This window comes from Lacimonas salitolerans (assembly GCF_042677865.1).
GTDB classification, from domain to species: Bacteria; Pseudomonadota; Alphaproteobacteria; order Rhodobacterales; family Rhodobacteraceae; genus Lutimaribacter; species Lutimaribacter salitolerans.
Genome location: NZ_JBHUDD010000027.1, coordinates 227,562 through 252,442, shown reverse-complemented (window position 1 = coordinate 252,442; position 24,881 = coordinate 227,562). Strand labels below are relative to the sequence as shown.

The following is a 24,881-nucleotide window of genomic DNA, read 5'->3' as shown; positions in this document are numbered from 1 at the left end:
AATGTCGCCTCGCCCATACGGCACTTGCATGCTAGGGGTGCGTGAAACTGGAGGGCGGCTCGGGATGAGGAAAATTGAGGAGTAACGGGCAACCGCGCGCGGATGATTGGGTGAACCACGTAATCCGCATCCGCGATACGCAGGATCAGGTGGCATTTGCCGAGTTGTTCCGGCACTTCGCGCCGCGGGTCAAGGCATTTCTGATGCGGTCAGGTGCTGACCCGTCGTTGGCCGAGGAATGTGCCCAAGAGGTCATGGCGACGCTGTGGCACAAGGCACATATGTTCGACCCGACGCGGGCCACGGTGGCCACCTGGGTGTTTACCATCGCGCGCAACCGCAAGATCGATGCGCTGCGCAAACAGAAAAGACCGGAGCCCGAGGATCTGCCCTGGGGCCCCGAAGCAGAACCGGATCAGGAGGATATCCTGAGCCTGCAAGAGGAAACCCGGGCACTTGGTCAGGCACTGGCCGAACTGCCCGAAAAGCAAAGGGAACTGATCGAACGGGCCTATTTCGGAGACCTGTCGCATAGCGAAATCGCGGCGGAAACCGGGTTGCCCCTTGGAACGATCAAATCGCGCATCAGACTGGCCTTGGACCGGCTGCGCCACACAATGAAATGAAGGCCGAAATGACGACTGAGGATATCAAGCATGACCTGACCGACGAGTTGCTGTTGGCCTATTCCGCAGGCAACCTGCCCGAGGCATTCAGCCTTGTGGTGGCTACGCACATCTCATTGTGTGACGAATGCCGCGCACGCCTGGTCAGTTTCGACACGGTGGGCGGCGCGATGCTGGAAAGCTGCGAGAGCATCGAGATGAGCGCAGACGCGCTGGACGCGACGATGTCGCGGATCATGTCGGGTGCGCCGCAGGCCGCTGCGCGAAAATCCGGCGGGCTATTTCCCACGCCCTTGCAGGACTATGTCGGCGGCGATCTGGATGCGGTAAAATGGCGGCCGGTCGGTATGGGCGTCAAGCAGGCGATCCTGCCGACCAGCGCGGATGCCAGCGTCCGCCTGCTCTACATTCCGGCGGGCTGTGCGGTGCCGGATCACGGCCATCGCGGCATGGAACTGACGCTGGTGCTGCAGGGCGCGTTTGTCGACGAGACCGATCGCTTCGGTCCCGGTGACATCGAGATTGCCAATGAAGACATGCAGCACACGCCTGTGGCCGATATCGGCGCGGATTGCATCTGTCTTGCGGCAACCGATGCGCCGCTGAAATTCCGCGGTCTGGTGCCGCGCCTCGCGCAGCCGTTCCTTAAAATCTGATCCAGGCGCGGCGGCATCAGCCGCGCGCGTGATCAAGCTGCATGCGCATCTCTTCGGCCTCGCGACGGGCCTCGCGCAGACCTTCCATGGTGGCGGCCAGTTCAGCCTTGGCCTGACTGATCTGGTTCGTCAGCTCTGCCTCGCGCTGTTGCAGATAGGTGATCGCCTGATCGCGGGTTTCTTCGGCCTCGTGCAGCTCTTGTGCCATACGCTCAAGCTCGCCCATGTCCGAGCGTGACACGCGGGTGAAGCGGTGGATCAGCCAATGGGCGAACCAGCCCACGCAAAAGGCGACAAACAGGATGGCCGCCGTGGCGATGATGATTTCGGTTCTATTCATCGTTTGATCCTTCTTCCGATTCCGCATCGGCATCGGAAACGTCCTCGGTCGGGTCTTCGACGCTTTCCAGTGTGGTTTCGGTTTCCGGCGTGGGCTCCGGGCGGATCAGCTTGAACTCGATCCGGCGGTTGGCCTCGCGCCCTTCTTCCGTCGCGTTGTCGGCGACGGGTTCCGCCTCGCCGTATCCGGTGGCGGTGATGTTGGCGGTCAGGACGCGACGTTCGCGCAGGGCGTTCAGCACCGCCTGAGCGCGCGACTGGCTGAGTTGCTGGTTCATCTCGTCGCGGCCCTGACTGTCGGTATGGCCGCCGATCTCCATGCGGATGTCACCGCAGGCTTTCAGGATTTCGGCGATATCGTCGATGATCCCGCGCGCGGTCGAGTCCGGGGTGGCCGAGCCAGGCTCGAAATTTATCTTTTGCGTGGTCAGGATGTCATTGATCTCGGCTTCGCATTCCTCGGGGGTGGGGATGCCGGCGATCGGGTCCAGCTTTTCCTGATAGGTCACGTCGATCTCAAACCGCTCGGCATCGCCCAGCTTGTCCACCAGCAGGCGCGAGATTTCGGCCGATGCCTCGCTGTTGCCGGTGTTGCCGCTGATGCGCAGCATGTCGGGTTCCACGATCACCGCGCCGTTCGACAATTTCGACAGCGCCTCAAGCGCGGTCAGAACGCGCACGGGCCAATCACGCGGCAAAGTCTCGTCGATCCGCGCGCCCACATAGATGCTGTCCGATCCAAACCGCGCCCGTGCAAAGCTTTCGGCGGTGGCCCGGCTGAGCTCATCGCTGACGCGCCCGCGCAATTGCAGCAGCCCTTCGGGCGACAGCGTGGCCACGAACTCCGGCGTGCCTCCGGCAGGCACCTGTTCGGGTTGGGGCAACATGGCGTTCAGGGAAAAGACATCCGGCAGGGCGTTTTCCAACTCGCCCACGGTGCGGTCGAACAGTCTTTGATCGGTGCCTTCGGTCGCCACCAGCGTGATATCCGCATCGGCAAAGGTGACGGCCCCGCTGCCCAGTGTGGCCACTGCATCGATGGCCTGCTCGGCTGCCACGGCCCAGTTGGGCGAAGGCACGCCCAGCCCGATGGTGCAGCTTGCCTTGCCCTCAAGCCCCGCACGGGTGGCAGCACGCAGGATGCGGTCGCGTGCGGCCTCGGTATCGGCGGAACAGGCGTCGAACCGCGCGATGCCGTCCTGGATCAGGAACCGCAAGGTAAAGGGTGTGATCACCGGGCGCGGGGCGCTGATGTCCAGCGACAGCCGCAACCCGCGCGGTGCCGCGCGGGACAGGTCGGTTTCCAGCCTGCGTTTTGCATCGCCACTGTCGGAAATCGCCCGGATATCGACCTGATTGGCCCGCACAGACACCTTGGCCCGGTCCAGCGACTGCAGCGATCGGACGGCAAAGTCGACCGATGCCTTCCAGCCGTCCGGCATCGGATGGTCCGCGCTTTCCAGCAGGTCTGTCACTTCGGCCCCGCCTGCCATGGAGGCCAGTTTCTGCGCCAGTGCGTCGCGGTCGGTTTCGGCGGGCACCAGGCCAATCAGCGAAATGCCGTTGTCGTTGCGCAGAATCTCGATTGAAAACGTGGGTGCCGCCAGCCGTTTGGTTTCGGTCACGTCCATCGTGTCGATGATGCGGGCGGCATCCACCACGGTGCCGGCGATCGACAGCGCCTTGAAACGCACCGCCTCGGTCGGGGCTTCGCCGGTCAGAAACACGCGCAGCCCGTCTGCCTCGACCTCGGCCCAATGAAGGCCCTCGCGGTCCAGAGCCTGACGCACGCCAATCTTGGAATTGTCCTGAATCACGTTCACGGCGAAGACCGCCGTCAGCAGGCACAGACCGGCCGCGGCGGTGAAGGTGGCAGCGACAAGGGCGATCGAGGAAAGACGCATGAAAGGGCCGTGATCAGTCAGGGTTATGGCTTCTTAGGGCCGCGCGGCGGGGGGCGCAATCAAAGGAACATCGCACCGGCGAAAAACAGCAGGGGTATCAGGCCGGTATCGCGGTTTGACCGAAACAGCGACAGGCACACATCCGGGTCGTCGATCTGCAGCTTGCGCAATTGCCAGACCATGTGCCAGCCCATCGCCCAGGGGCCGAAAATGGCAAGACCGATGGCCAGCGGATCACCACCGCGCCCGACCATGGCCGACAGGATCGCCATCGTCATCAGCGTGACCGTCGCCACCATGAACCTGCGCAGCCATGGTGCGGTATCGGCCCCGAACAGCCGCGCGGTGGATTTGACCCCGATCAGCGCGTCATCCTCCTTGTCCTGATGGGCATAGATCGTGTCGTAGAACAACGTCCACGCGATGCCCGCCAGATACAGGAGCAGCGGTGCGGGATGCAGGTATCCGGTATGCGCCACCCAGGCCAGCATCGCCCCCCAGTTGAAGGCCAGCCCCAGAAACACCTGCGGCCACCAGGTGAACCGCTTGGCAAAGGGATAGATCGCCACCGGCAGCAGCGCGACGATGCCCATGACGATCGCGGCGGTGTTGAAGGTCAGCAGGATGCACAGCGCCACCAGCGCCTGCACGATCATCCATGCGCCTGCCTGCGTCACGCTGACCTGACCTGACGGGATGGGCCGCGACGCGGTGCGCGCGACCGAGCCGTCGAAATCGCGGTCGGTGATGTCGTTCCACGTGCAGCCCGCCCCGCGCATCAGCCAGGCCCCGATGCCGCAGCCGGCAAAGATCCACGCATCGAACCAGCCCGGCTGCCCGTCATGCAGGATGGCCAGCGCCAGACCCCACACGCATGGCAGCAGCAACAGCCATGTGCCGATGGGCCGGTCGGCGCGCGAGAGGCGCAGATAGGGGCGCGCCCATGCGGGTGCGCCGCGATCGACCCAGTTGCCGCTGTAGGCATCGGCAACCTGTCCGTTGGGCTCTGGCGTCTTGTCCGGTGTGGTCATATGGTCGGCCCCATGACGGCTGCTGCGAAAATCCGCCTTTATGTAGATCACCCGCTGGGGGCGGGGCAATGCGTCGTGTTGGATCGTGATCAGGCGCATTACCTGTTCGGCGTCATGCGGCAGGGGCCGGGCGCGCCGGTGCTGCTGTTCAACGGGCGCGATGGCGAATGGCTGGCCCATGTCAGCCAGGCGGGCAAGCGCGGCGGGGAACTGACCTGCGCGCAACAGTCGCGCCCCTTGCAGATGCCGCCCGACCTGTGGCTGCTGTTTGCCCCGATCAAGAAGGCGCGCACCGATTTCATCGTGGAAAAGGCCGCCGAGATGGGGGCCGCGCGCATCCTGCCGGTGCAGACCGAGTTCACCAATGCCGAACGTATCCGGCAGGACAGGCTTCAGGCCCACGCGGTCGAGGCGGCCGAGCAATGCGGCGGCACCTATGTGCCGCAGGTCGATGACCTGACCCGGCTGGACCGCCTGCTGGAGGGCTGGGACAGCGCGCGGCATATCCTGTTTTGCGACGAGGCGCTGGTAGGGGCGGCTGCCACCATGGCGGAGATGCCGCGCGGGCCATGGGCCATCCTCATCGGACCCGAGGGCGGCTTTTCCGACCCCGAACGCACCCGCCTGCGCGCGCTGCCCTGCGCGCATCCTGTCAGCCTGGGGCCACGCATCCTGCGCGCCGACACGGCGGCGGTGGCTGCGATGACCCTGTGGCAGGCGCATCTGGGGGATTGGGCATGATCCGCAAGGCCGGGGCACAGGACGCGATGGCGATTGCCGCGTTTCTGGAGCGCCACATCGAGACGTCGATGTTCCTGCTGGGCAATCTGGACCAGCACGGCATCGGCAACACGGAACACCCCCATGGCACGCATTATTTCCTGCGCGAGACCGGAGATGGCATCACTGGCGTTTTCGGCTGCACCAATGACGGCTTCCTGATGTGTCAGTTGCCCGGCCTGTCCGGACCCGAGGCGCAGACCTATGCCCATCTGTTGCGGGGCTACACCCTGCGCGGGATGACCGGCGTGCCGGATCAGGTGGCGCAGATCCTCGTCGCGCTGCCGGTGCCGCCCGAGGCTTGGCAGGTCAATCGAATGGAACCGCTCTTCGCACTTGAATTGGCCGGGCTGGTCGCGCAGGCCGGGACGATACGTGCCCCTGAGGCCGATGATCTGCCACTGTTGACCGGGTGGTTCGCCGACTACATGACGGATACCGGCACGCATGACGCAGAATCTGCCTTGGCGGCGGCACCGGACCGCGCGCGTGCCGACATCGCGGCCGGCAACACCCGGCTGTTTCTGGATGACCAGGGCATGCCGGTGGCGATGACGGCGATCAATGCCCGCGCCGGGGCGGCGGTGCAGATCGGCGGCGTGTTCGTGCCTCGGGACCGGCGCGGCACGGGGCTGGCCGGGCGGGCCGTGGCCGCGCATCTTGTCGTCCTGCGCGCCCAAGGCATCACCCGTGCGATCCTGTTCGCCGCATCAGAGGCGGCGGCGCGCGCCTATACGCGGATCGGCTTTGAACGCATCGGCAGCTACCAACTGGCGACCCTCAAACAGCCCGTGACACTGGATACCCCGACATGAGCGTGATCCGACCCGAGGCGATACAGCTGATGACGCGCTGGCGTGACGCGCTGGGGGGGCTGGCGTTGCTGGGGCTGGGCCTGTGGTGGGCGCTGACCGCCCATGGCCTGCTGAACTGGCTGGGCTGGCTGCTGCTGCCCGCTTCGGTGGCGCTGATCTGGACGGGCGTGCGGCGCGCGCGGTTTCACATGGGCGGCGGCGGGCCGGGCGTGGTGACCGTGAACGAGGGCGCGGTGGCCTGGATGGGGCCGTTCACCGGCGGCGCGCTGGCGCTGTCCGAACTTGACCGGCTGGAGCTGGACCCCACCCGTGACCCTGCGATCTGGCGGCTGCACGCACCGGGCCAGCCCATGCTGGAAATCCCGGTCACCGCCGAAGGGGCGGATGCGCTGTTTGATGCCTTTGCCCGTCTGCCCGGCCTCGATACTGCACGGATGCTGGCCCAATTGCGCGCTGGCGCACAGGCGCCTGTGACGATATGGCAAAAATCCCGGCCCCGGCTACATTGACAGCCGGTGCAAATCGCTGCACCCATTCCCGCGTTTGATCCGCGTTCGAAATCCAGATCGGAGAGCCAACCCATGTCCATCCCTCAGTCCGGCGGCGGTCCGATCGAGAGTTTCGAGCAACTTGCCGAGTACATGGCCAGCGGCTGCAAGCCCAAGCAAGACTGGCGCATGGGGACCGAGCACGAGAAGTTCGGCTATTGCAAGGACAACCACCTGCCCATCCCCTACGAGGGCAAGCGCAGCGTGCGTGCCGTTCTGGAAGGGCTGCGCGACGTGCACGGCTGGGCCCCGGTGGAAGAGGCGGGCAACCTGATCGGACTGGAAAAGGACGGCGCCAACGTCAGTCTGGAACCGGGCGGGCAGCTGGAACTGTCGGGCGCGCCGCTGGAGACGATCCACCAGACCTGCGACGAGGTGAACGAGCATCTGCGCGAGGTCAAGGACATCGCCGACAAGGTGGGCGTTGGCTTCATCGGGTTGGGGGCGGCCCCGGAATGGATGCATGACCAGATGCCGCTGATGCCCAAGGGGCGCTACAAGCTGATGGACGCCTACATGCAGAAGGTCGGCACCATGGGCCGGGTGATGATGCGGCGCACCTGCACGGTTCAGGTCAACCTCGATTTCTCGTCCGAGGCGGACATGGTGCAGAAGTTCCGCGTGGCGCTGGCGCTGCAACCCGTGGCGACCGCGCTGTTTGCCAACTCGCCGTTCTTCGAGGGCAAGCCCAACGGCCACAAGTCATGGCGCGCCCGCGTCTGGCGCGATCTGGATGCCAGCCGGACGGGGATGCTGCCCTTCGTGTTCGAGGATGGCATGGGGTTCGAACGCTATGTCGATTACGCGCTCGATGTGCCGATGTATTTCGTCTATCGCGACGGCAAGTACATCGACGCGCTGGGGCAGTCGTTCCGCGATTTCATGAACGGCAAGCTGCCCGCGCTGCCCGGTGAGACACCGACGCTCAGCGACTGGGCCGATCACCTGACCACCTGTTTCCCCGAGGCGCGGATCAAGAAATACATGGAGATGCGCGGCGCCGATGGCGGGCCCTGGCGGCGCATCTGCGCGCTGCCGGCGTTCTGGGTCGGGCTGATGTATCATCAGGACAGCCTGGATGCGGCCTGGGAGCTGGTGAAGCACTGGGACGCGGAAACGCGCGAGGCCTGGCGGGTCGAATCCTCGGTGCGCGGCTTGCAGGCCATCGTTGGCGGGCGGCGGATGATCGACCTGGCCGCCGAAGTGCTGGACATCAGCCGCACCGGCCTGAAGGCGCGCGCGCGCCCCGGTCTGGGCGGGATGGTGCAGGACGAGCGCCATTTCCTGCACGCTCTGGAAGACAGCATCGAGACAGGGCAGGCCCCGGCGGATGAATTGCTGGAGCGCTACAACGGCGACTGGGGCGGCGATCTGGGCCGCATCTACGACGAATACAGCTACTGATCCGACTGTCCAGAATGTGCGCCTGCGGCGCTCGGCATGTCTCGGGCACCGCCTTGCGGCTATGCCCTCGGGCCGCGCGTGGCCGCGTTGCGCCCGATCGCGGGCGGCGCGCTGGCTGACAGGGCAGGAGCCTCCGGCGGGAGTTTATCTGGCAAGATGAAGGGATGGACCTGCATTGCCGCCCTGCAGGTCGGTTTTGGGCGGCATTGCGTCGGCTGGGCCATTCGTGTTTTGCGCCGCCTGCTATTGATCGTGCAGCACATGATCCAAGGGAGAGCCTGCGCCATGAAAACCCAAGTCAAAGCCCTGGTCGTCGGCGGCGGCGCTGTCGGCACCTCGGTCGCCTATCATCTGGCCCGCGCGGGCTGGTCCGACGTGATGCTGCTGGAGCGTGACGAGCTGACCAGCGGCAGCACATGGCACGCGGCGGGTCTTTTGCCGCTGTTCAACATGTCCTATGCCACGACCCATATTCACCAGTATTCGGTCGAGTTCTACAAGACGCTGGAGGCGGAGACCGGGCTGAACGCCGGGTTCTCGGTGGTCGGCAATCTGCGGATGGCGCAGACCGATGCGCGGATGGATGAATACCGGGTCTATGCCACCACCGCCGAAAGCTGCGGCGTGCCGTTCGAGTGGATGACCCCGGCGCAGATCAGGGCGCGCTGGCCGCTGGTGCGCACCGAGGATCTGAAGGGCGCGATCTATCACCCGACCGACGGCTATATCAATCCGGCCGACGTGACCATGGCGATGGCCAAGGGCGCGCGCCAGCGTGGTGTGGTGATCGAACGCAAATGGCAGGCGGATGGATTTGCGTGGAAGGGCGATCACTGGGAGGTCACCTGCACGAAGATGGTGGAGCGGGGTGGAAATCTGGTGCCGTCCGACGAGCAGGTCGTGATCCGGGCCGAGCATGTGGTGACCGCCAGCGGCAACCATGCGCAGCGCACCGCAAGGATGCTGGGCATCAAGATACCCGCCATCCCGGTCGAGCATCAGTTCATCGTGACCGAACCCGATCCGGCGTTGGTGGCCTATCGCAAGGCGGGCGGAGAGGAGCATCCGGTGCTGCGCGATGCCGATGCCAAATGGTATGTGCGCGAGGAACGCGGGGGCTGGATTCTGGGCCCGTATGAGCGGGGGGCGCCGGCCTGTTTCGAGTATGGCGTGCCGGACAGTTTTCGCGCCGATCTGTTCCCGCTGGATCTGGAGCGGATCGAAGAGGAATACATGAGCATGATCCACCGGCTGCCATCCTCGGAAGAAGTGGGGCTGAAGGACGATTACAACGGACCGATCTGCTATACCCCCGATGGCAATCCGCTGGTTGGTCCCGCGCCGGGGCTGCGCAACATGTGGCTGGCCGAGGGGTTCAGTTTCGGCATCACCGCGGCCGGTGGCACCGGGTACTACCTGGCGCAGTTGATGGTCGAGGGCGAAGCCGAGATCGACATGGCCAGCCTCGACCCCAAGCGGTATGGTCAGGACTGGATGACGACCGAGTATGCCGCGCGCAAGAACGAGGAATGTTACGAGCACGTCTATATCCTGCATCACCCCGATGAGGAGCGCGAGGCCTGCCGCCCGCTGCGCACCGGCCCGGCCTATGACCGGCAAAAGGCGCGCGGGGCGCAGTTTGGCTGCGTGAACGGGTTCGAGCGGCCCAACTACTATGGCCCGCTGGATGCACCTGACAGCTTTGACCATGACGCGCGGTCGTTCCGCCGGGGGGACTGGTGGCAATACGCGGTGGATGAGGCGCGGGCGATCCGCGAGGGCGTGGGCCTGATCGACGCCACCGCCTTTGCCAAGCACCGGGTCTTTGGCCCTGGTGCTGCGGCGTTTCTGGACTGGTTCACCACCAACAAGCTGCCCAAGGTGGGACGCATCAACCTGACCTATGCGCTGACGGCTGCGGGGACCACGCGGACAGAATACACGATTGTCAGGTTGGCCGAGGATGAGTTCTATCTTGTGTCCGCGGGCGCCTGGGAGGCTTATGACGACGACTATCTGCGCAAGGCCGAAGAGGATTGGTGGGCCGTCAATGCGGGGCCTGAGAATTGGATGGGCATCGAGAATGTCACCACGAAATGGGGTGTCTTTGCCATCGCGGGGCCGAAATCGCGCGACGTTCTGAACTTGGTAATCAAGGATGCAGACCCTGCCAACGCCCTGTCAAACAAGCGTTTTCCGTGGTTGTCGTGCCGCGAGATCGAACTTGGCATGTGCCCGGTGCGCGCCATTCGCGTGGCCTATACCGGCGAGTTGGGGTGGGAGCTGCATCACCCGATCGAGATGCAGAATTACCTGTTCGACCTGCTGGAAAAAGCGGGCGCGGATCATGGCATGAAGCTGGTTGGGGCGCGGGCGCAGAACTGGTTGCGGCAGGAGAAATCCTATCGCGCCTTCGGCAATGAGCTGGGCCGGGATGCGACCCCGCTGGAGGCCGATCTGCCGCGCTTCGTGGATCTGGAAAAAGCGTTCCACGGCAAGGCGGCAATGCTGGAAAAAGGTATTCGTTCCAAATGCATTACCGTTCTGATCGACGGGCCTGCGGATGCCGATCCATGGGGGCGCGAGGCGCTGTATCTGGACGGGCAGAAGGTGGGGCGGCTGACCTCGGGCGGGTATTCCGTGGCCTTTGGCAAGTCCATCGGCATGGGCTATGTCCGGCCCGATCTGGCGGTCGAGGGCCAGCGGTTGCAGGTGCGGATGCTGGGGGATTTGTGGGACGCCGTGGTGACCTGCGACAGCCCCTATGATCCGAAGAACGAGGCGATCCGCAAGGACGGCTGAGGCCGAAAAAGGCGTGTCACACAGCATGCACATGCCATGCACATCGCATGCGCAGGCCGGTCCCCGCAGCCGGGGGCCGGAGTCTTGGTGTCGCGTGCCGATGTGGTGGTCCGTCAGGCGGTCAGCTCGTCCCAGCATTCGAGCGCCTTGGCGGCATACATCGAGGCCGGGCCGCCGCCCATCTGGATGGTCATGCCCAGAACGTCGGCCAGTTCCTCGCGGGTGGCACCGGCCTTGATCAGCGCCTCGACATGCAGGACGATGCAGGACTCGCAGCGGATGGCGACGGCGATGCCGAGGGCGACGAATTCCTTGGTCTTGAAATCCAGCACGCCGCCCTCTTTCACCGCCTTGGACAGGGCGCCGAAGCCCTTGGTCACATCGGGAATGGCCTTGTAGAGCGTGCGCAGACGGGTGCGGGTGGAATCGAGTGTGGTGGTCCAGGCCATCGGGCCCTCCTGTCGTTGATGTCGCGGCAGGCAGAGCATGGGCGGGCGGTGCGGTCTTTGACCTGGATCAGGTCGCGCAGGGTTGTGGCGTGATCTGATTGAGCGCCTGCGGCGCGCAGGGCATCTCGCCCCCGGCCGTTGGCCCGGGGCTGCGGCGCGGGCTGCGAGGCGACGCGCGGCCCTGGGCGGTGTGCCTGTTGCGGCTGCGGGAGCCTCCGGCGGGAGTTTACCTGGCAAGATGAAGCGGTCAGGGTTTGCGCGCCACGATCCCGAGGTTGTTGGCGGGCATTTCGACGACCTGCGCGAGCTCGAGGAAGGTCTGGTGGATCCAGTCGATCACGTCCCAGTCATCCTTGTAGCCGATGTCGGGATCCTGCGCGGTCAGCGAGGCGTGAAACTCCGCATCGCCGGGAGATGTGGTTTCGCCGTCGCGCAGGAAGGGGCCGTAGAGGATGAGGCGGCCACCGGGGGCCAGCGCGCTCGCGGCCTCGGCGATCAGGGTGCGGGCCTCGGGGGTGGAGATCAGGTGCAGCAGGTTGACCAGCACGATCAGATCCTGCCCCTGATGGGTCGCGCCCCAGCCGGGGGCGGTGGCGTCAAGTTCAGCGGCGGCGTGCAGGTTGGGCAGGGCGGCCAGCGCGGCATGCGCGTCGATCGAGCGGCGGCGGTCCGGGTCGATGTCGGTGGGCTGCCAGATCAGGTTTGGCAGGCGACGGGCGAGGGTGACGGCATGCTCGCCCGTGCCCGCGGCCAGTTCCAGCGCGCGGCCCGTGTCGGGGGCGTGGGCGGCGACCAGATCGGCGATAGCATCCGCGTTGCGCGCGGCGGAGGGGGCGAAGAGGCGGCCATCTGGGCCGGGCGTGGCGACAGAGGCGCTGTCGGGCAGGGTCAGGCGTTTGGGCATGGCGCGTCCTTATCTGATGCGGCGGCGGGCCTGCCAGTCCTGCCATGCCCGCGCGTCGCCTGCAAAGGCGTTTATGTCGACCCGGGTGTCGACCCCCGGCACGCGGCCGGTGCCAGTGTATTGCCAGAAGGTCCAGCGCGCGCCGGGATAGACCGTGCCGGGGTGATCGGCCACGGCGCGCAGCCAGAACTCGCCACCCAGCCGGGCGATCTGGTTGGTGGGCCAGAAATCGGGCGTGGTGTAGATGATCGGGCGCTGGCCGTAGTGATCGGAGATGCGGGCGATGAACCGCGCGGCGACGGCGCGCACGGTTTCCGCCGGGGGCCGTGTGGTGCAGGTGGGCGAAAACGGGTTCCATTCGAGATCCAGCACCGGGGGCAGATCGCCGCGCACGCGCGGGACGTTGCGGATGAACCAGTCGGCCTGCCGGTCGGGATCGGTGCAGAAATAGTAGAAGTGATAGGCCCCCACCGGCACGCCTGCTGCCCGCGCGGCGTCGACATTCTCGGCAAAGGCAGGATCGAGCAGGTCGCCGCCCTCGGTCGCCTTGAGAAAGGCAAAGCGGATGCCCTGCGCCCGGACGCGGGGCCAGTTGATGCGGCCCTGAAAGCGGGCGGCGTCGATGCCATGCACGGGGTAGCGCCAGGGCGGGATGCCGGGCCAGTCGGTGGGGTCGTCATCGTCGAAACGCGGGCCGCGGCCGGTGATCGGCGGGGGCGCAGGTAGGGGCGCGGGGGAGGCGCCGCAGCCCGCCAGCAGGGTCAGCGCGGCCCCGCCGGTCAGCAGGCGGCGGCGCGGCAGTTTCATGGAGCGAACCGGGTGGGGGACAGGTCGGCCACGGTGGCGGCATCCAGCGTGGTCGGACTGTGGCCCGCGATCTGGGCCAGCAGGTCGCTGGCCGCCGCCGCCGTCTGGAAGCCATAGCCGCCCTGGCCTGCCAGCCACAGGAAGTCGGGCTGTGCGGCGTCGCGCCCGATCACCAGCGCGCGGTCGGGGGCAAAGCTGCGCAGCCCGGCCCAGTTTGCCAGCATCCGTTCGACCGGGGCGGTCGAGAACTCCTGATAGCGCGCCAGACCCTCGGCCAGCACCATGTCATCGGCCCAGGCATCATGCGGGTCTGCCGGGTCCTCGTCGCCGGGCGACACGATCAGGGCACCGGCATCGGGCTTGGCGTACCAGTCGTCGCCCACCCCGTCGACAAAGGGCCAGCGCGCCGGGTCCAGCCCGTCGGGCAGGGCGATCCGGGCCATCGAGCGCCGATAGGGCTGGATGCCCAGCGGGGTGACGCCTGCCATGCGCGCCACGCTGTCGGCCCATGCGCCGGCGGCATTGACGATTTGGCGGGCATGGTGGGTGCGGCCTGCGGCGGTGACCTGCCAACCTGAGCCATCGCGGGTGATGGCGGTCACCGGCGCGCGGGTGTGCACCTCTGCGCCATGCTGGCGGGCGGTGCGCAGAAAGGTCTGCAGGAACAGATCGGTGTCCAGATCGCTGGTATCCTCGCGCAGCGCGGCATGGGTGGCGTGGCTGCGGTTCAGAAGGGGCCACAGCGCCGCCGCCTCGTCCAGCGTGATCTGGCGCAGGTCCATGTCGGTGGCCTGCGCGGTGAAGCCCTCGACCTCGTCGGCGGCCCCCAGCAGCAGCAAGGCGCGCGGTGACAGCACGCCGCTGGCGGTCAGGTACTCCACGCTGGCGCTGTTGAGCGCGCGCACGACGCGGTTGCCGTAGCTTTCGAGAAACATCGCCGCCGAGCGCCCCGAGGCGTGATGGGCCAGGTTGTCCTCGGACTCGAGCAGCGTGACAGTGCCCAGGGCGGCCAGCCGGGCGGCGGCGCTGACGCCCGCGATGCCGCCGCCGATGATCAGAAAATCCTGCATGGGTGTCTCCGGGTTTGGCCCCAATCTGCCACGGGAGCGGGGCAGGCAAAAGGGGCAAGGTCAGGATTCTGACATTGATGAATTTTTCATGTCATCCACAACATATAGCGGTTATCCCCAAGTTTTCGCTTTACAGGGGGGCGTTTCACGCACACCATATCTGGTAGAAGCAGGGAAAAATCCCCCGGTTTCTTGAGCAGGCAGCTAGCGCTTGGGGCGCTGACAAGCCCCGGCGCTACGCATAACAGGAGGTGGCGTCATGGCCCTGTCCGAGCAGTTTCTTCAGGAAGACTTGCACCCGATCGACATCGTCGAGCACTTGGCCGATCTGAACGATTGGGATTTCGACCGCGTGCATGACGATCAGATCGCCATGGCGGTCGAAGGCCAGTGGCGCACCTATTCGATCACGCTGGCCTGGTCGGCCTATGACGAGACCCTGCGCATGGTCTGCACCTTTGAGATGGAGCCACCCGAGGATCGCCTGCCTGCCCTGTACGAATGTCTGAACGCGGCCAATGACCAGTGCTGGGCCGGTGGCTTCAGCTATTGGGATGACCACAAGCTGATGGTGTACCGCTATGGGCTGGTGCTGTCCGGCGGGCAGATGGCCAGCGCCGAGCAGATCGACACCATGATCAGCGCCGCCGTGCTGAGCGCCGAGCGGTTCTACCCGGCATTCCAGCTGGTGGTCTATGGCAACCGCACCGCCAAGGATGCGTTGCAGGTGGCCATCGGGCAGGCCTACGGGCGGGCCTGACGGCATCGTGCGGGCGGGCCTGTGCCGGCCCGCCGTTTCGGCCATTGCCCTGCGGCGCGGTGCCAAGTAACACTCCGCCAACGCCAAAAAGCAGGGGGTGCATCCGATGGATATGGACGATCTGGAAAAGCGCGGGCTGGTTCTGCTGGGCTGCGGCAAGATGGGCTCGGCCATGCTGGAGGGCTGGCTGAAGGGCGGTCTGCCTGCGGCTTCGGTCTGGGTGATCGACCCGAAACCGACTGATTGGGTGCAGGGCACCGGCGTGCATCTGAACGAGGATCTGCCGCCCGAACCGGGGCTGGTGCTGGTGGCGGTCAAGCCGCAGATGATGGGCGATGCGCTGCCCACGCTGGCGGCGATGGGCGGCGGGCGCACCCAGTTCGTGTCGGTGGCGGCGGGCACGCCGATTGCGCGGTTCGAAGAGGTGCTGGGCGACGGCACCCCCATCGTGCGGGCGATGCCCAACACGCCGGCCGCCGTGGCACGCGGGATCACCGCGATCATCGGCAACAGCCATGCAAGTGCGGCCCACATGGGTCTGGCCGAGGCGCTGCTGCGTGCCGTGGGGCAGGTGGTGCGGCTGGACAGCGAGGACCAGATGGACGCGGTCACCGGCCTGTCGGGGTCTGGCCCGGCCTATGTGTTTCACATGATCGAATGCATGGCGCAGGCGGGCGAGGCGCAGGGGCTGGCGCCGGACCTGGCGATGCAACTGGCGCAGGCGACCGTGGCGGGGGCAGGCGCCCTGGCCGAGGCGGCGGAGGAAACGCCCGCGCAGTTGCGCGTCAACGTCACCAGCCCCAACGGCACCACGCAGGCGGGGCTGGATGTGCTGATGGACCGGCAGGCGGGCCTGCCGGACCTGATGGCGCGCACCGTCGCGGCGGCCACCGCGCGCAGCAAGGCGTTGCGCGATGGCTGAGATCACGTTCGACGATTTCTCCCGCGTCGACATCCGCGTCGGCCGGGTGACGCGGGCCGAGCCGTTCCCCGAGGCGCGCAAGCCCGCGATCAAGCTGTGGATCGATTTTGGACCCGAGCTGGGCGAGAAGAAAACCAGCGCGCAGATCACGGCGCATTACGCGCCCGAGGGGCTGATCGGGCGGCAGGTGATGGCGGTGGTGAACTTTCCGCCGCGCCAGATCGGCCCGTTCATGTCCGAGGTTCTGGTGCTGGGTGTCAGCGACCCTCAGGGCGGTATCGTGTTGATTTCTCCTGACAAAGAGGTGCCGCCGGGCGGCAGGATGCATTGATGACACAGAAAAAGGTGCTTTTGGCGCGGCGGTTGCCCGATGCGGTGCTGGCGCGGGCCGATGATCTGTTCGACCTGACGGTGCGCGAAAAGACGACGCCGATGACGCCCTCGGAAATGCGGGCGGGGCTGGCGATCTATGACGGGATGATGCCGTCGCTGGGCGATCAGTTCAGCGAAGAGATCTTCAACGAGTTCGGCCGCCCGCGCTGTCGCGTGCTGGCGAATTTCGGGGTGGGGATCAACCATATCGACCTTGACGCCGCCCGCGCGCACGGCGTGACGGTGACCAACACGCCCGGTGCGGTGACCGATGCCACCGCCGATATCGCGATGACCCTGATGCTGATGAGCGCGCGGCGCGCGGGCGAGGGCGAGCGGCTGGTACGCTCGGGCGCGTGGGAAGGGTGGCACCCGACCCAGATGCTGGGCCTGCATGTGACGGGCAAGACGGTGGGCATCGTCGGCATGGGCCGGATCGGCCAGGCGATTGCGCGGCGCTGTCATTTCGGGTTCGGAATGGAGGTGCTGTATGTCAACCGCTCGGCCAAGACGGTGGCGTTTCCGGCAACGCAGGTGGACAGCCTGACCGATCTGGCGGCGCGCTGCGACATCATGGTGGCGGCCACACCGGGCGGGGCGGAGACGCGCCACCTGATCGGGGCGGATGTGTTCGCGGCGATGAAGCCCGGCGCGCATTTCGTCAACATCAGCCGGGGTGACGTGGTGGACGAGGCGGCGCTGATCGCGGCGCTGACATCCGGGCAGATCGCCGGTGCGGGGCTGGATGTCTACGAGCACGAGCCGCAGGTGCCCGACGCGCTGCGCGCCCTGGACAACGTGGTGCTGCTGCCGCATCTGGGCACCGCCGCCGAAGAGGTGCGGGTGGACATGGGCATGATGGTGCTGGACAACCTTGTGGCACATTTCGACGGGCGTGAGCCGCCAAACAAGCTGTAGTTTCGCCTGCTGCCCTTGACCTTGCCGCCCCGTTTGGATGATGTGGCACGACCAGACGGAGGGGACCCGATGCATCAGCCAGCCATCACCGGAACCGGCGTTTACACGCCCGAGCACGTGATCACCAATGACGAGCTGGTGGCGAGCTTCAACGCTCATGTGGACCTGTTCAACGCCGAAAACGCCGAGGCGATCGTGGCGGGGCAGGTGACGGCCAAGGAGTATTCCTCGACCGGGTTCATCCTGAAGGCCAGTGGCATCGAGCAGCGTTACGTGCTGGAGAAGGAGGGCATTCTTGACCCCGCGCGCATGTACCCGCATCTGCGCCAGCGCAGCGATGACGAGCCGGGTATCATGACCGAGATCGCGATGCAGGCCTGCGCGCCCGCGCTGGAGCAGGCGGGGCTGACCGGGGCGGACATCGATCTGGTGATCTGCGCGGCATCGAACATGGAGCGCGCCTATCCCGCCATCGCCATCGAGATCCAGCAGGCGCTGGGGGCGGGCGGCTTTGCGTTCGACATGAACGTGGCCTGTTCCTCGGCCACCTTCGGGATACAGGCGGCGGCCGACATGATCCGGTCAGGTAGTGTGCGCCGCGCCATCGTGGTCAACCCCGAGATCACCAGCGGCCATCTGGAATGGCGCGACCGCGATTGTCATTTCATCTTTGGCGATGTGGCGACCGCCACGATTGTCGAGCGGGCCGAGGATGCAAAGAGCGCGCACTGGATCGTGCGCGGCACGCGCTGCGCCACCGAGTTCTCCAACAACATCCGCAACAACAACGGTTTCCTGCGCCGCAACCGGCCCGATGGCATGGCCGACCGCCGCGACATGCAGTTCATGCAGAACGGACGCAAGGTGTTCAAGGAGGTGGTGCCGATGGTGTCGGACCACATCCTGAGTCATCTGGAAAGCGAGGGCATCACGCCTGCGCAACTGCGCCGGATGTGGCTGCATCAGGCCAACAAGGGGATGAACGACTATGTCGGGCGCAAGGTGCTGGGGCGCGAGCCTGCGCCCGAGGAACAGCCCAACATCCTGCAGGATTACGCCAACACCTCCTCGGCCGGGTCGATCATCGCCTTTGCCAAGCATTCGGACGGGATGGAACCGGGCGATCTGGGCGTGATCTGTTCGTTCGGGGCGGGGTATTCCGTGGGATCGGTGATCGTCGAACGGGCCTGAGCGGGCCTAATCCGCGCCGGCGGTCACGCCGCTGATCAGCTGATACGCCAGCAGATCGCGGATGGTGGCCGGGTCACGCACCAGTGGGGTGGCGGATTTCGCCAGCCCCTTGCGGTGCTCGGCCTCGCGGCGCAGGGCCTGCAGGCCCTCGTGGGCGGTGACGAAGCGAAACCGCAGTACAGCCCCCGCCGGGGCCTGCGCCACACGCGGCAGATCGCAGGGCAGCACCGCGCCGATGCGCGGGTAGCCGCCCGTGGTCTGGCATTCGGCCAGCAGCACGAAGGGCGTGCCGTCGCCGGTGATCTGGATATCGCCGGGTACGATGATTTCCGACAGCACGGACAGCCCGCCCTCGGGGGCAAAGCCGTCGCCCTCTGGGACGACGCGCACGCCCATGCGGTTGCCGCGATTGTCGCGGGTGAAGCGGGTGTCCTCGAACCGGGTGATCTCGTCCTCGGGGAAAAAGGCGGTTTGCAGGCTGGGCACCACGCGCACCGTGCCGCCGTCAAAACGGCCGTCGTGGGGCAGGGTCAGGCCAGTCTGGCCGCCCTTGTCCGCGCCGATCGGCAGGCTGTCACCCGCCGCCAGCCGTGCGCCGATGCCCGCCGCCAGATGGGCCGAGCGCGCGCCAAGGGTCTGCGGCGTGGCAAAGCCGCCACCCACATGCAGATAGCCATAGGCCCCCGCGCGCACCGCGCCTATGGTGAGTGTGCTGCCTGCGGGCAACAGGTGGCTGGCGGTCCATGCCACGGCCTGCCCGTCAATCGCGGCCTGCATCGGCGCGCCGGTCAAGGCGATGCGGATGTCGGCATCGGCGGTAAAACTGCCGCCCATGCCTGCCATCTCGATCACCGCCAGATCGGGCGACTGGCCCAGCAGCGCGGCACCCTCGGCCAGTGCCAGAGTGTCCGCCGCCCCGCCGCGTGACAGCCCATAAGCCAGATAGCCGGGACGGCCGGTGTCCTGCAGGGTCAGGCCCGGCCCGGCCTGTACGATCGTCAGGGCGGTCATGTCAACGCCTCTGCGGTGGCCCCGCCCTGCGGATCGGCACGCATGTTGTCCAGCTCGGCGGCGGTGGTCGGGGGGAACAGCACCTCGTCGCCGGGGCGCAGCAGGAACGGGGTTTCAGAGTCGGGTTGGAACAGGCGGATCGCGGTTTGCCCTACATGCCGCCAGCCGGTGGGGGTGGTGACGGAAAACAGCACAAGCTGCCGGATCGCCACGGTCAGCGCGCCGATGGGGACGCTGTCGGTCAGGGCGGTCTGGCGCGGGATATCCCATGCCTCGGGCAGCGCGCCCAGATAGGGTTGACCGGGGGCGAAGCCGATGGTCTGCACGCGCACGCGGGTCTCCGACAGGTCGGTGATCGCCTGGTCGCGGGTCAGCCCTGCCTCGCGCGCGGCCTCGTCCAGTTGCGGGGCCTGTCCGGTGCCGTACAGAGTGGGGATGCGCCACAGGCGGCGGCCCTCGGGCAGGGGGGCGGCGTACCAGTCCTGCGTGTCCAGCAGGGTGTGCAGCCTGCCCTGCACGTCGCCCGGTGCCAGCGGGTCGAACCGCAGGTAGGTGGACACCAGCGAGGTCGAGGTCTCCTGCACCTCGGGCCAGCCTGCCGCGTCGATGGCGGCGCGCAGGGCAAGCGCGGCGCGGTTGGCGGGCTCTGACAGGCTGTCGGCAAAGCTGATCAGCAGACCGTCAAGGCCCGCCGGACGTATCCGGGGCCAGACTGTCATCGCAGGGCGTTGGGCAGATAAAGCGCGATCTGTGGAAAGGCGATCAGCGCCGCGGCCATGGCCAGCATCGCCAGCGCATAGGGGATGGCACCCAGCATCACCTCGGTCATGGTGCCCGATTGCCGCGCGCCCTGCACCACATAGAGGTTCAGGCCCACGGGCGGTGTGATTAGCGCCATTTCGATCAGCACGATCATCAGGATGCCGAACCAGATCGGATCGAACCCCTGCGCCACCACCAGCGGCACGATGATCGGGATGGTCACGACCATCAGCGACAGGGTTTCGATGAAGAAGCCCAGCACGATGTAGATCAGCACGACCACGAAGATCAGCCCCATGGGCGACAGGCCCAGCCCGGTCAGGAAATCCTGCAGCTCGCGGCCCAGCCCGGCGGAGGCGAGGGTGAAGTTCAGAAACGACGCGCCGATGACCACCAGCATGATCATCGCGGTGATCTTGATCGTACCCAGCATCGCCTCGGACATCATGCGCATGTTGACCCCGCCAAAGGCGGCGGCGATGGCCAGCGCCCCGGCGACGCCCACGGCGGCGGCCTCGGTCGGGGTGGCCCAGCCCTTGTAGATCGTGCCGACGATGACGGCGAACAGCAGGATGATCGGGATCAGGTCCAGCAGCGCACGCAGCATCTGCGCCAGTGGGAACACCCGGCGCTGGCCGCCAAGGGCGGGGCGGATCATGCACAGGATCATGGTGATCACGATGAACCCCAGTGCCAGGGCTAGTCCGGGGATCAGCCCAGCCAGAAACAGTTGCGGGATCGAGGTCTGCGTCAGGAAGCCATAGACGATCAGGTTGATCGAGGGCGGGATCATGATGCCCAGCGTGCCGCCCGCCGCGATGGCCCCGGAAAACAGTTTCGGGTCATAGCCCAGCTTCTCGGCCTGCGGCATGGCGACGGTGGCCACGGTGGCGGCAGTGGCGACGGAACTGCCCGAGGTGGCCGAAAACAGCGTGGCGGTGGCGATATTGGCATGGATCAGCCCGCCGGGCAGCCAGCTGACCCAGCGATCCAACGCGGCATAGGTGCGGGTGGCCACGCCCGAGCGCACAAGGATCTCGCCCAACAACACGAAGAACGGGATGGCGATCAGCGTGGCGTTGTTGGATGTGGACCAGACCAGATTGCCAAGGCCCCGGATCAGCGGAAAGGGCGAAAAGAAGGCATCGACGCCGAACCCCAGCAGGAACAGCACGATGCCCACCGGGATCGACAGCGACAGCAGGGCCAGAAGCCCGATGGTGATCGAGCCGATCATTGCACGGTCTCCGCCTCGGAGAAGCAGCCGATGGCGGCCTCGGATTTGTCGAACTGGCCGCGCGCGACCAGCACCAGCGCGCAGATGAAGGTCAGCCATGCGACGATGGCGAACCAGACCCAGCCCCCGAACCACGGCAATTGCACCAGCGCGAGCGGGGTTTCCAGCGGCGTGTTGGCGCGGCTGCCGTTGTTCAAAGAGCGTTCCACCACCGGCCAGGCCCGAAAGGCGATCAGCGTGATGGTGGCCGACAGGACCAGCAGCGACAGCAGGTCAAACAGCGCACGGCCGCGCGCAGGGGCGCGACCGCGCAGGATGTCGATGCGGACATGGCCAAGTTCGAGCAGCGCATAGCCCATGCCCCAGCTTGTGGCGATCGCCATGACATAGCCGCTGACCTCGTCCGTGCCGCCGAAAGAGGCCCCGACCTGACGCAGCACGATATCCAGAAGGATGAACCCGACGCAGGCCAGCAGGCCGATGCCGATGACGATGGCCACCCATCGGTTCAGGCTGCGCAGGGTTGCAAGGGTCGTGTCTGCCATGGCCGGGGCCCTTTCTTGCGTTTAGTTGGTGGCGATGGTCACGCCGACGACCTGTCCGACGCTGTCATTCCAGCGCTGGGCCCAGTCACCGCCCGCGCGCTCGGCCCATTCGGGCAGAACCTGTTCCACCAGCACCTCGCGGGCGCGGGCGAAATCCTCGTCGCTGACCTCGACCAGTGTCATGTCGCGTGCCTCGCCCGCGGGGCAGTCGCCGTTGCCGGTCAGGCAGGCGATGTCATCGACCAGCGCGGTCTGCGCGGTGGCCCATGCGGGGTCTTCGAACTCGGCCTTGATCTGGGTTTCGATCAGGTTCTGCGTGTCGGCATCAAGGCTGTTCCACTTGTCCAGGTTGATCGCGGTCACGACGCTGTCCCAGCCGCCCAGCGGGATCGCCATCAGGTGGGTGGACACTTCCCACCAGCCGGCGGAATAGCCCGACCCGGCCCCGGTGACGGCGCAATCCACCACGCCCTTTTGCAAAGCGCCCGGCACTTCGGAGAAGGCCACGTTGACGCCTTCGGCCCCCAGCGCCTCGAGGAACTTGGCGGTCATCCGGCCCGAGCCGCGCACCTTGAGGCCCTGCATGTCGTCCAGCCCGTTGACTTCGGCGTTGCAGAACACGATCTGCGGCGGATAGGGCGCGATGGCCAGAACGTGGCTGTTGAAGCGGTCGCGGTAGATGTCCGACACCATCGGGCGGGCGGCATCGACCATCGCACGCGCCTCGTCCGCGGTCAGCGCGACCAGCGGCACATCCAGACCTTCGAGTTCGGGCGCGTCGGCCACGGCGTAATCGGCCACGGTCATCGCCACGTCATAGACGCCGTCGCCCAGCAGGCGGAACACGTCGCCCACGCCCAGGTTCATCTGGTTGTGCGTGGTCAGCGAGACGTTGATGCTGCCATCCGAGGCGGCGGGCAGGGTCTCGGACCAGAACGGGGCCTCGTACTGGATATGCAGGGGCAGGCCTGACCAGCTGCCGACGACGGACAGGTCCTGTGCCATGGCGGGCGCGGCCAGCGCGGTCGAGGCGGCGAGGGTTGTTAGCAGACGTTTCATGGGTCTCTCCTTGTTGAGTGGTTTATTGTGGTGTTTGGGAAAGGATAGCGGTTTCCGCATCCTCGGGAATATCGGTGATCAGCATGTGGCCCGGCGTATGGGTGATGCAGATCGGCGGGCTGGCGGATTCCAGCGCCACCTGGGGTGTCACGCCGCAGGCCCAGAACACGGGCACATGGCCGTCGGGGATGGGCGCGGGATCGCCCCAGTCGGGGCGCTGCGGATCATGGATGCCGATTTCGGCGGGATCGCCCCAGTGCACCGGGCCGCCATGGGCTAGCGGAAACCGCTGCGATATGGCGCGCACCTGGTCCAGATGGCCGGGGGCAACGGCACGCATGCTGACCACCATCTTGCCGGAGAACGGACCGGCGGGCACGGTGTCGATGGACGACCGGAACATCGGCACGGTGGTGTCATTGTCGATATGCCACATCGGGATGCCGGCCTGCATCAGCGCGTTTTCAAAGGTAAAGGAACACCCCAGCGCAAAGGCCACCATGTCATCGCTCCACAGATCGGCGATGTCGGTGGCGGTGCCGGTCAGCGTGCCATCCCGGTAGATGGTATAGGCGGGCACGTCGGTGCGGATGTCGATGTCATGGCCCAGCGTTGTCATCATCGGGTTGCCGGTGTCCGACACCCCGACCAGCGGGCAGGGTTTGGGATTGCGCTGGCAGAACCGCATGAAATCCAGCGCATGGGCCGAGGGCAGGATCGCCAGATTGGCCTGAAGGTATCCCGCACCCAACCCGGCAGTATGCGCGCGGTAGGTGCCATCGCGGATCGCTGCGCGGACCTGTGACAGCGGGGCGTGGCGCAGAGTGTCGTGATCTGTGGATACCATCGGCTCTCCCTTCATGCAGCAAGGGTCGCTGTGTCCGGGTATAAATGCAAATCGAAAAAATTTCTAGGATGTGATAGATATTCCTTATACGCTGGCCTGCGCCTTGTCGTAATCCATCGCCACGTCGCGGGCCATGCGCGCGGCGGTTTCGGCCAGCTGGCTGCGCGGTTCACCCATGTAGGACGCGGTAAAGCGCAAGGGGTTCGGGTGCCAGCCGGGGTCGAATTCGCGGATGCGGCCCTGTGCCACGAAGGGCGCGCCAAGCGCGCGGGGCAGGGCGGCGACGCCGAGGTTCGCCTCGACCAGCCGAAAGCAGGCCGACAGGGATGATGAAGGAAAGATCGCCACGCCCGGCCCCTGTTGCGCGATCAGTTGCGCGCGGATCTCGCGGTAGGGGCGGGTGTTGCGCGCATAGGTCAGGACGGGCCGCCCGCCCAGAAAGGCCGCGCCAGGCAGATCGGGCGCATCGGCGGCGACATACCAGGCCAGCGCGAACCCCGGCAGGTCGATGTTCTCGACCGTGTGTTCCGAGATCGGACCCAGAAGGATGGCCAGATCAATCTCCTGATCCATCAAGCCTGCGCGCAGGTTGGACGAGATGTCGACGTTGAATTCAATCTCGAGCTTGGGGTAGTGCCGGTGCAGCCGCGTGATCAGGTCCGGCAGCCAGCATTGGGCGATGGTCTCGGACACGCCAAGGCGCAGGTGACCATCCAGCCCCGCCGGGTCGATCACGTCGCGCGCGACCAGTTCGGTCAGATGCTCGAACTCCTCGGCATAGCGCAGCAGGCGTTCGCCCCGCTTGGTCAGCCGCATGGTGCCGCCGCTGCGGTCGAACAGCGCACAGCCAAGGCTGTCTTCGAGATTGCGGATGCGGGCGGTGACGGCAGGCTGGGTCAGGTGCATGGCGGTCGCGGCACGGCGCACCCCGCCCTGACGGACCACGCACAGAAAGGTCTTCAACTGGTCAAGATTGATGCGGCTCATGACGCGCATCGTGGGGCAGGGGTGCCGCGCTGTCGAGGGGAGATCAGTGCGCAGGCGCAAGGCCGAAATGTGGACTGGTGCGTTTGTCAGGTCTTAGCTGACTATTGATTGATGCGGTTCGGGCAGTTGAACGCG

General features: G+C 66.3%; 26 protein-coding genes. 12 read left to right on the top strand and 14 right to left on the bottom strand.

The genetic code is table 11. The features are described 5' to 3' along the window. Positions 1–74: 74 nt before the first annotated feature. Both ACFTOW_RS03705 and ACFTOW_RS03700 read left to right on the top strand, forming a co-directional pair. Entirely contained in the window at positions 75–626 is a 552-nt protein-coding gene (locus tag ACFTOW_RS03705; RefSeq protein ID WP_379913182.1) for a sigma-70 family RNA polymerase sigma factor, read from the top strand. 8 nt (positions 627–634) lie between these two features. Then, positions 635–1,282 carry a ChrR family anti-sigma-E factor gene (locus tag ACFTOW_RS03700; protein ID WP_379913180.1) on the top strand — a complete coding sequence of 216 codons (648 nt, stop codon included), beginning with the start codon at positions 635–637 and terminating at the stop codon, positions 1,280–1,282. 16 nt (positions 1,283–1,298) lie between these two features. Here ACFTOW_RS03700 and ACFTOW_RS03695 read toward each other — a convergent pair whose 3' ends face one another. From ACFTOW_RS03695 to ubiA, 3 genes are read right to left on the bottom strand one after another with little or no spacing between them, the layout of a single operon-like run. Next, entirely contained in the window at positions 1,299–1,622 is a 324-nt protein-coding gene (locus ACFTOW_RS03695; protein WP_379913178.1) for a hypothetical protein, read from the bottom strand. Then, the gene (locus ACFTOW_RS03690) at positions 1,615–3,525 is read right to left on the bottom strand and encodes an OmpA family protein (RefSeq protein ID WP_379913176.1); all 1,911 of its coding nucleotides are present in this window, start codon (positions 3,523–3,525) and stop codon (positions 1,615–1,617) included. The genes ACFTOW_RS03695 and ACFTOW_RS03690 overlap by 8 nt, the downstream gene beginning before the upstream one ends. A 59-nt stretch (positions 3,526–3,584) precedes the next feature. Then, complete coding sequence (ubiA, locus tag ACFTOW_RS03685) at positions 3,585–4,556, bottom strand: 4-hydroxybenzoate octaprenyltransferase (RefSeq protein ID WP_379913174.1); 972 nt, start codon at positions 4,554–4,556, stop codon at positions 3,585–3,587. A gap of 12 nt (positions 4,557–4,568) precedes the next feature. Here ubiA and ACFTOW_RS03680 point away from each other — a divergent pair, with 12 nt between their 5' ends. From ACFTOW_RS03680 to ACFTOW_RS03660, 5 genes are all read left to right on the top strand, one after another. After that, the gene (locus tag ACFTOW_RS03680) at positions 4,569–5,297 is read left to right on the top strand and encodes a 16S rRNA (uracil(1498)-N(3))-methyltransferase (protein ID WP_379913172.1); all 729 of its coding nucleotides are present in this window, start codon (positions 4,569–4,571) and stop codon (positions 5,295–5,297) included. After that, positions 5,294–6,151 carry a GNAT family N-acetyltransferase gene (locus tag ACFTOW_RS03675; protein WP_379913171.1) on the top strand — a complete coding sequence of 286 codons (858 nt, stop codon included), beginning with the start codon at positions 5,294–5,296 and terminating at the stop codon, positions 6,149–6,151. Before ACFTOW_RS03680 ends, ACFTOW_RS03675 begins: the two co-directional genes overlap by 4 nt. Further along, a complete protein-coding gene (locus ACFTOW_RS03670) occupies positions 6,148–6,660 on the top strand; it encodes a hypothetical protein (protein ID WP_379913169.1) in 513 nt (170 codons plus the stop codon). The genes ACFTOW_RS03675 and ACFTOW_RS03670 overlap by 4 nt, the downstream gene beginning before the upstream one ends. A 72-nt stretch (positions 6,661–6,732) precedes the next feature. Beyond that, positions 6,733–8,103: a glutamate--cysteine ligase gene (locus tag ACFTOW_RS03665; RefSeq protein WP_379913167.1), complete on the top strand. Its 1,371-nt coding sequence runs from the start codon at positions 6,733–6,735 to the stop codon at positions 8,101–8,103. A gap of 285 nt (positions 8,104–8,388) precedes the next feature. Beyond that, positions 8,389–10,905: a GcvT family protein gene (locus ACFTOW_RS03660; RefSeq protein WP_379913165.1), complete on the top strand. Its 2,517-nt coding sequence runs from the start codon at positions 8,389–8,391 to the stop codon at positions 10,903–10,905. A gap of 113 nt (positions 10,906–11,018) precedes the next feature. On the opposite strand, the gene ACFTOW_RS03655 is transcribed toward ACFTOW_RS03660, so the two are convergent. The 4 genes from ACFTOW_RS03655 to ACFTOW_RS03640 form a co-directional block, all read right to left on the bottom strand. Next, on the bottom strand, positions 11,019–11,354 hold the full coding sequence (locus ACFTOW_RS03655) for a carboxymuconolactone decarboxylase family protein (protein WP_379913163.1): 336 nt from the start codon (positions 11,352–11,354) through the stop codon (positions 11,019–11,021). A gap of 247 nt (positions 11,355–11,601) precedes the next feature. After that, positions 11,602–12,258 (bottom strand): DUF938 domain-containing protein, encoded by a 657-nt coding sequence (locus ACFTOW_RS03650; protein ID WP_379913161.1) that lies wholly within the window; start codon positions 12,256–12,258, stop codon positions 11,602–11,604. Between the two features lie 9 nt (positions 12,259–12,267). Next, positions 12,268–13,065 carry a GH25 family lysozyme gene (locus ACFTOW_RS03645; protein WP_379913159.1) on the bottom strand — a complete coding sequence of 266 codons (798 nt, stop codon included), beginning with the start codon at positions 13,063–13,065 and terminating at the stop codon, positions 12,268–12,270. Beyond that, positions 13,062–14,135: an NAD(P)/FAD-dependent oxidoreductase gene (locus ACFTOW_RS03640; RefSeq protein ID WP_379913157.1), complete on the bottom strand. Its 1,074-nt coding sequence runs from the start codon at positions 14,133–14,135 to the stop codon at positions 13,062–13,064. The genes ACFTOW_RS03645 and ACFTOW_RS03640 overlap by 4 nt, the downstream gene beginning before the upstream one ends. A gap of 259 nt (positions 14,136–14,394) precedes the next feature. Here ACFTOW_RS03640 and ACFTOW_RS03635 point away from each other — a divergent pair, with 259 nt between their 5' ends. From ACFTOW_RS03635 to ACFTOW_RS03615, 5 genes are all read left to right on the top strand, one after another. Next, complete coding sequence (locus ACFTOW_RS03635) at positions 14,395–14,895, top strand: type III secretion system chaperone family protein (protein WP_379913155.1); 501 nt, start codon at positions 14,395–14,397, stop codon at positions 14,893–14,895. 106 nt (positions 14,896–15,001) lie between these two features. Continuing rightward, positions 15,002–15,817 carry a pyrroline-5-carboxylate reductase gene (proC, locus tag ACFTOW_RS03630; RefSeq protein ID WP_379913153.1) on the top strand — a complete coding sequence of 272 codons (816 nt, stop codon included), beginning with the start codon at positions 15,002–15,004 and terminating at the stop codon, positions 15,815–15,817. Next, entirely contained in the window at positions 15,810–16,148 is a 339-nt protein-coding gene (locus tag ACFTOW_RS03625; RefSeq protein WP_379913151.1) for a tRNA-binding protein, read from the top strand. Before proC ends, ACFTOW_RS03625 begins: the two co-directional genes overlap by 8 nt. Then, on the top strand, positions 16,148–17,107 hold the full coding sequence (locus tag ACFTOW_RS03620) for a 2-hydroxyacid dehydrogenase (protein ID WP_379913149.1): 960 nt from the start codon (positions 16,148–16,150) through the stop codon (positions 17,105–17,107). The genes ACFTOW_RS03625 and ACFTOW_RS03620 overlap by 1 nt, the downstream gene beginning before the upstream one ends. 69 nt (positions 17,108–17,176) lie before the next feature. Then, positions 17,177–18,298, top strand: coding sequence for a beta-ketoacyl-ACP synthase III (locus ACFTOW_RS03615; RefSeq protein ID WP_379913147.1), 1,122 nt, complete (start codon positions 17,177–17,179; stop codon positions 18,296–18,298). 6 nt (positions 18,299–18,304) lie between these two features. On the opposite strand, the gene ACFTOW_RS03610 is transcribed toward ACFTOW_RS03615, so the two are convergent. The 7 genes from ACFTOW_RS03610 to ACFTOW_RS03580 all read right to left on the bottom strand — a co-directional run bounded on the left by ACFTOW_RS03610 (position 18,305) and on the right by ACFTOW_RS03580 (position 24,746). Then, positions 18,305–19,309, bottom strand: coding sequence for a 5-oxoprolinase subunit C family protein (locus tag ACFTOW_RS03610; protein ID WP_379913145.1), 1,005 nt, complete (start codon positions 19,307–19,309; stop codon positions 18,305–18,307). Beyond that, positions 19,306–20,028 (bottom strand): 5-oxoprolinase subunit B family protein, encoded by a 723-nt coding sequence (locus tag ACFTOW_RS03605; protein WP_379913143.1) that lies wholly within the window; start codon positions 20,026–20,028, stop codon positions 19,306–19,308. The genes ACFTOW_RS03610 and ACFTOW_RS03605 overlap by 4 nt, the downstream gene beginning before the upstream one ends. Beyond that, positions 20,025–21,308, bottom strand: coding sequence for a TRAP transporter large permease (locus ACFTOW_RS03600; RefSeq protein WP_379913141.1), 1,284 nt, complete (start codon positions 21,306–21,308; stop codon positions 20,025–20,027). Before ACFTOW_RS03600 ends, ACFTOW_RS03605 begins: the two co-directional genes overlap by 4 nt. Then, positions 21,305–21,853, bottom strand: a complete 549-nt coding sequence (locus ACFTOW_RS03595) for a TRAP transporter small permease subunit (protein ID WP_379913139.1) — start codon at positions 21,851–21,853, stop codon at positions 21,305–21,307. Before ACFTOW_RS03595 ends, ACFTOW_RS03600 begins: the two co-directional genes overlap by 4 nt. Positions 21,854–21,874: 21 nt before the next feature. Beyond that, positions 21,875–22,912: a TRAP transporter substrate-binding protein gene (locus ACFTOW_RS03590; RefSeq protein WP_379913137.1), complete on the bottom strand. Its 1,038-nt coding sequence runs from the start codon at positions 22,910–22,912 to the stop codon at positions 21,875–21,877. A gap of 22 nt (positions 22,913–22,934) precedes the next feature. Next, the gene (locus ACFTOW_RS03585; protein ID WP_379913135.1) at positions 22,935–23,759 is read right to left on the bottom strand and encodes a putative hydro-lyase; all 825 of its coding nucleotides are present in this window, start codon (positions 23,757–23,759) and stop codon (positions 22,935–22,937) included. Between the two features lie 84 nt (positions 23,760–23,843). Then, positions 23,844–24,746 (bottom strand): LysR family transcriptional regulator, encoded by a 903-nt coding sequence (locus tag ACFTOW_RS03580; protein WP_379913133.1) that lies wholly within the window; start codon positions 24,744–24,746, stop codon positions 23,844–23,846. Positions 24,747–24,881 lie beyond the last annotated feature (135 nt).

Bases quoted from the DNA above. Each gene is read 5' to 3' on its own strand.
- ACFTOW_RS03700 (WP_379913180.1), top strand. From the start codon at position 635: ATGACGACTGAGGATATCAAGCATGACCTGACCGACGAGTTGCTGTTG.
- ACFTOW_RS03695 (WP_379913178.1), bottom strand. From the start codon at position 1,622: ATGAATAGAACCGAAATCATCATCGCCACGGCGGCCATCCTGTTTGTC.
- ACFTOW_RS03690 (WP_379913176.1), bottom strand. From the start codon at position 3,525: ATGCGTCTTTCCTCGATCGCCCTTGTCGCTGCCACCTTCACCGCCGCG.
- ubiA (WP_379913174.1), bottom strand. From the start codon at position 4,556: ATGACCACACCGGACAAGACGCCAGAGCCCAACGGACAGGTTGCCGAT.
- ACFTOW_RS03680 (WP_379913172.1), top strand. From the start codon at position 4,569: ATGACGGCTGCTGCGAAAATCCGCCTTTATGTAGATCACCCGCTGGGG.
- ACFTOW_RS03675 (WP_379913171.1), top strand. From the start codon at position 5,294: ATGATCCGCAAGGCCGGGGCACAGGACGCGATGGCGATTGCCGCGTTT.
- ACFTOW_RS03670 (WP_379913169.1), top strand. From the start codon at position 6,148: ATGAGCGTGATCCGACCCGAGGCGATACAGCTGATGACGCGCTGGCGT.
- ACFTOW_RS03665 (WP_379913167.1), top strand. From the start codon at position 6,733: ATGTCCATCCCTCAGTCCGGCGGCGGTCCGATCGAGAGTTTCGAGCAA.
- ACFTOW_RS03660 (WP_379913165.1), top strand. From the start codon at position 8,389: ATGAAAACCCAAGTCAAAGCCCTGGTCGTCGGCGGCGGCGCTGTCGGC.
- ACFTOW_RS03655 (WP_379913163.1), bottom strand. From the start codon at position 11,354: ATGGCCTGGACCACCACACTCGATTCCACCCGCACCCGTCTGCGCACG.
- ACFTOW_RS03650 (WP_379913161.1), bottom strand. From the start codon at position 12,258: ATGCCCAAACGCCTGACCCTGCCCGACAGCGCCTCTGTCGCCACGCCC.
- ACFTOW_RS03645 (WP_379913159.1), bottom strand. From the start codon at position 13,065: ATGAAACTGCCGCGCCGCCGCCTGCTGACCGGCGGGGCCGCGCTGACC.
- ACFTOW_RS03640 (WP_379913157.1), bottom strand. From the start codon at position 14,135: ATGCAGGATTTTCTGATCATCGGCGGCGGCATCGCGGGCGTCAGCGCC.
- ACFTOW_RS03635 (WP_379913155.1), top strand. From the start codon at position 14,395: ATGGCCCTGTCCGAGCAGTTTCTTCAGGAAGACTTGCACCCGATCGAC.
- proC (WP_379913153.1), top strand. From the start codon at position 15,002: ATGGATATGGACGATCTGGAAAAGCGCGGGCTGGTTCTGCTGGGCTGC.
- ACFTOW_RS03625 (WP_379913151.1), top strand. From the start codon at position 15,810: ATGGCTGAGATCACGTTCGACGATTTCTCCCGCGTCGACATCCGCGTC.
- ACFTOW_RS03620 (WP_379913149.1), top strand. From the start codon at position 16,148: ATGACACAGAAAAAGGTGCTTTTGGCGCGGCGGTTGCCCGATGCGGTG.
- ACFTOW_RS03615 (WP_379913147.1), top strand. From the start codon at position 17,177: ATGCATCAGCCAGCCATCACCGGAACCGGCGTTTACACGCCCGAGCAC.
- ACFTOW_RS03610 (WP_379913145.1), bottom strand. From the start codon at position 19,309: ATGACCGCCCTGACGATCGTACAGGCCGGGCCGGGCCTGACCCTGCAG.
- ACFTOW_RS03605 (WP_379913143.1), bottom strand. From the start codon at position 20,028: ATGACAGTCTGGCCCCGGATACGTCCGGCGGGCCTTGACGGTCTGCTG.
- ACFTOW_RS03600 (WP_379913141.1), bottom strand. From the start codon at position 21,308: ATGATCGGCTCGATCACCATCGGGCTTCTGGCCCTGCTGTCGCTGTCG.
- ACFTOW_RS03595 (WP_379913139.1), bottom strand. From the start codon at position 21,853: ATGGCAGACACGACCCTTGCAACCCTGCGCAGCCTGAACCGATGGGTG.
- ACFTOW_RS03590 (WP_379913137.1), bottom strand. From the start codon at position 22,912: ATGAAACGTCTGCTAACAACCCTCGCCGCCTCGACCGCGCTGGCCGCG.
- ACFTOW_RS03585 (WP_379913135.1), bottom strand. From the start codon at position 23,759: ATGGTATCCACAGATCACGACACTCTGCGCCACGCCCCGCTGTCACAG.
- ACFTOW_RS03580 (WP_379913133.1), bottom strand. From the start codon at position 24,746: ATGAGCCGCATCAATCTTGACCAGTTGAAGACCTTTCTGTGCGTGGTC.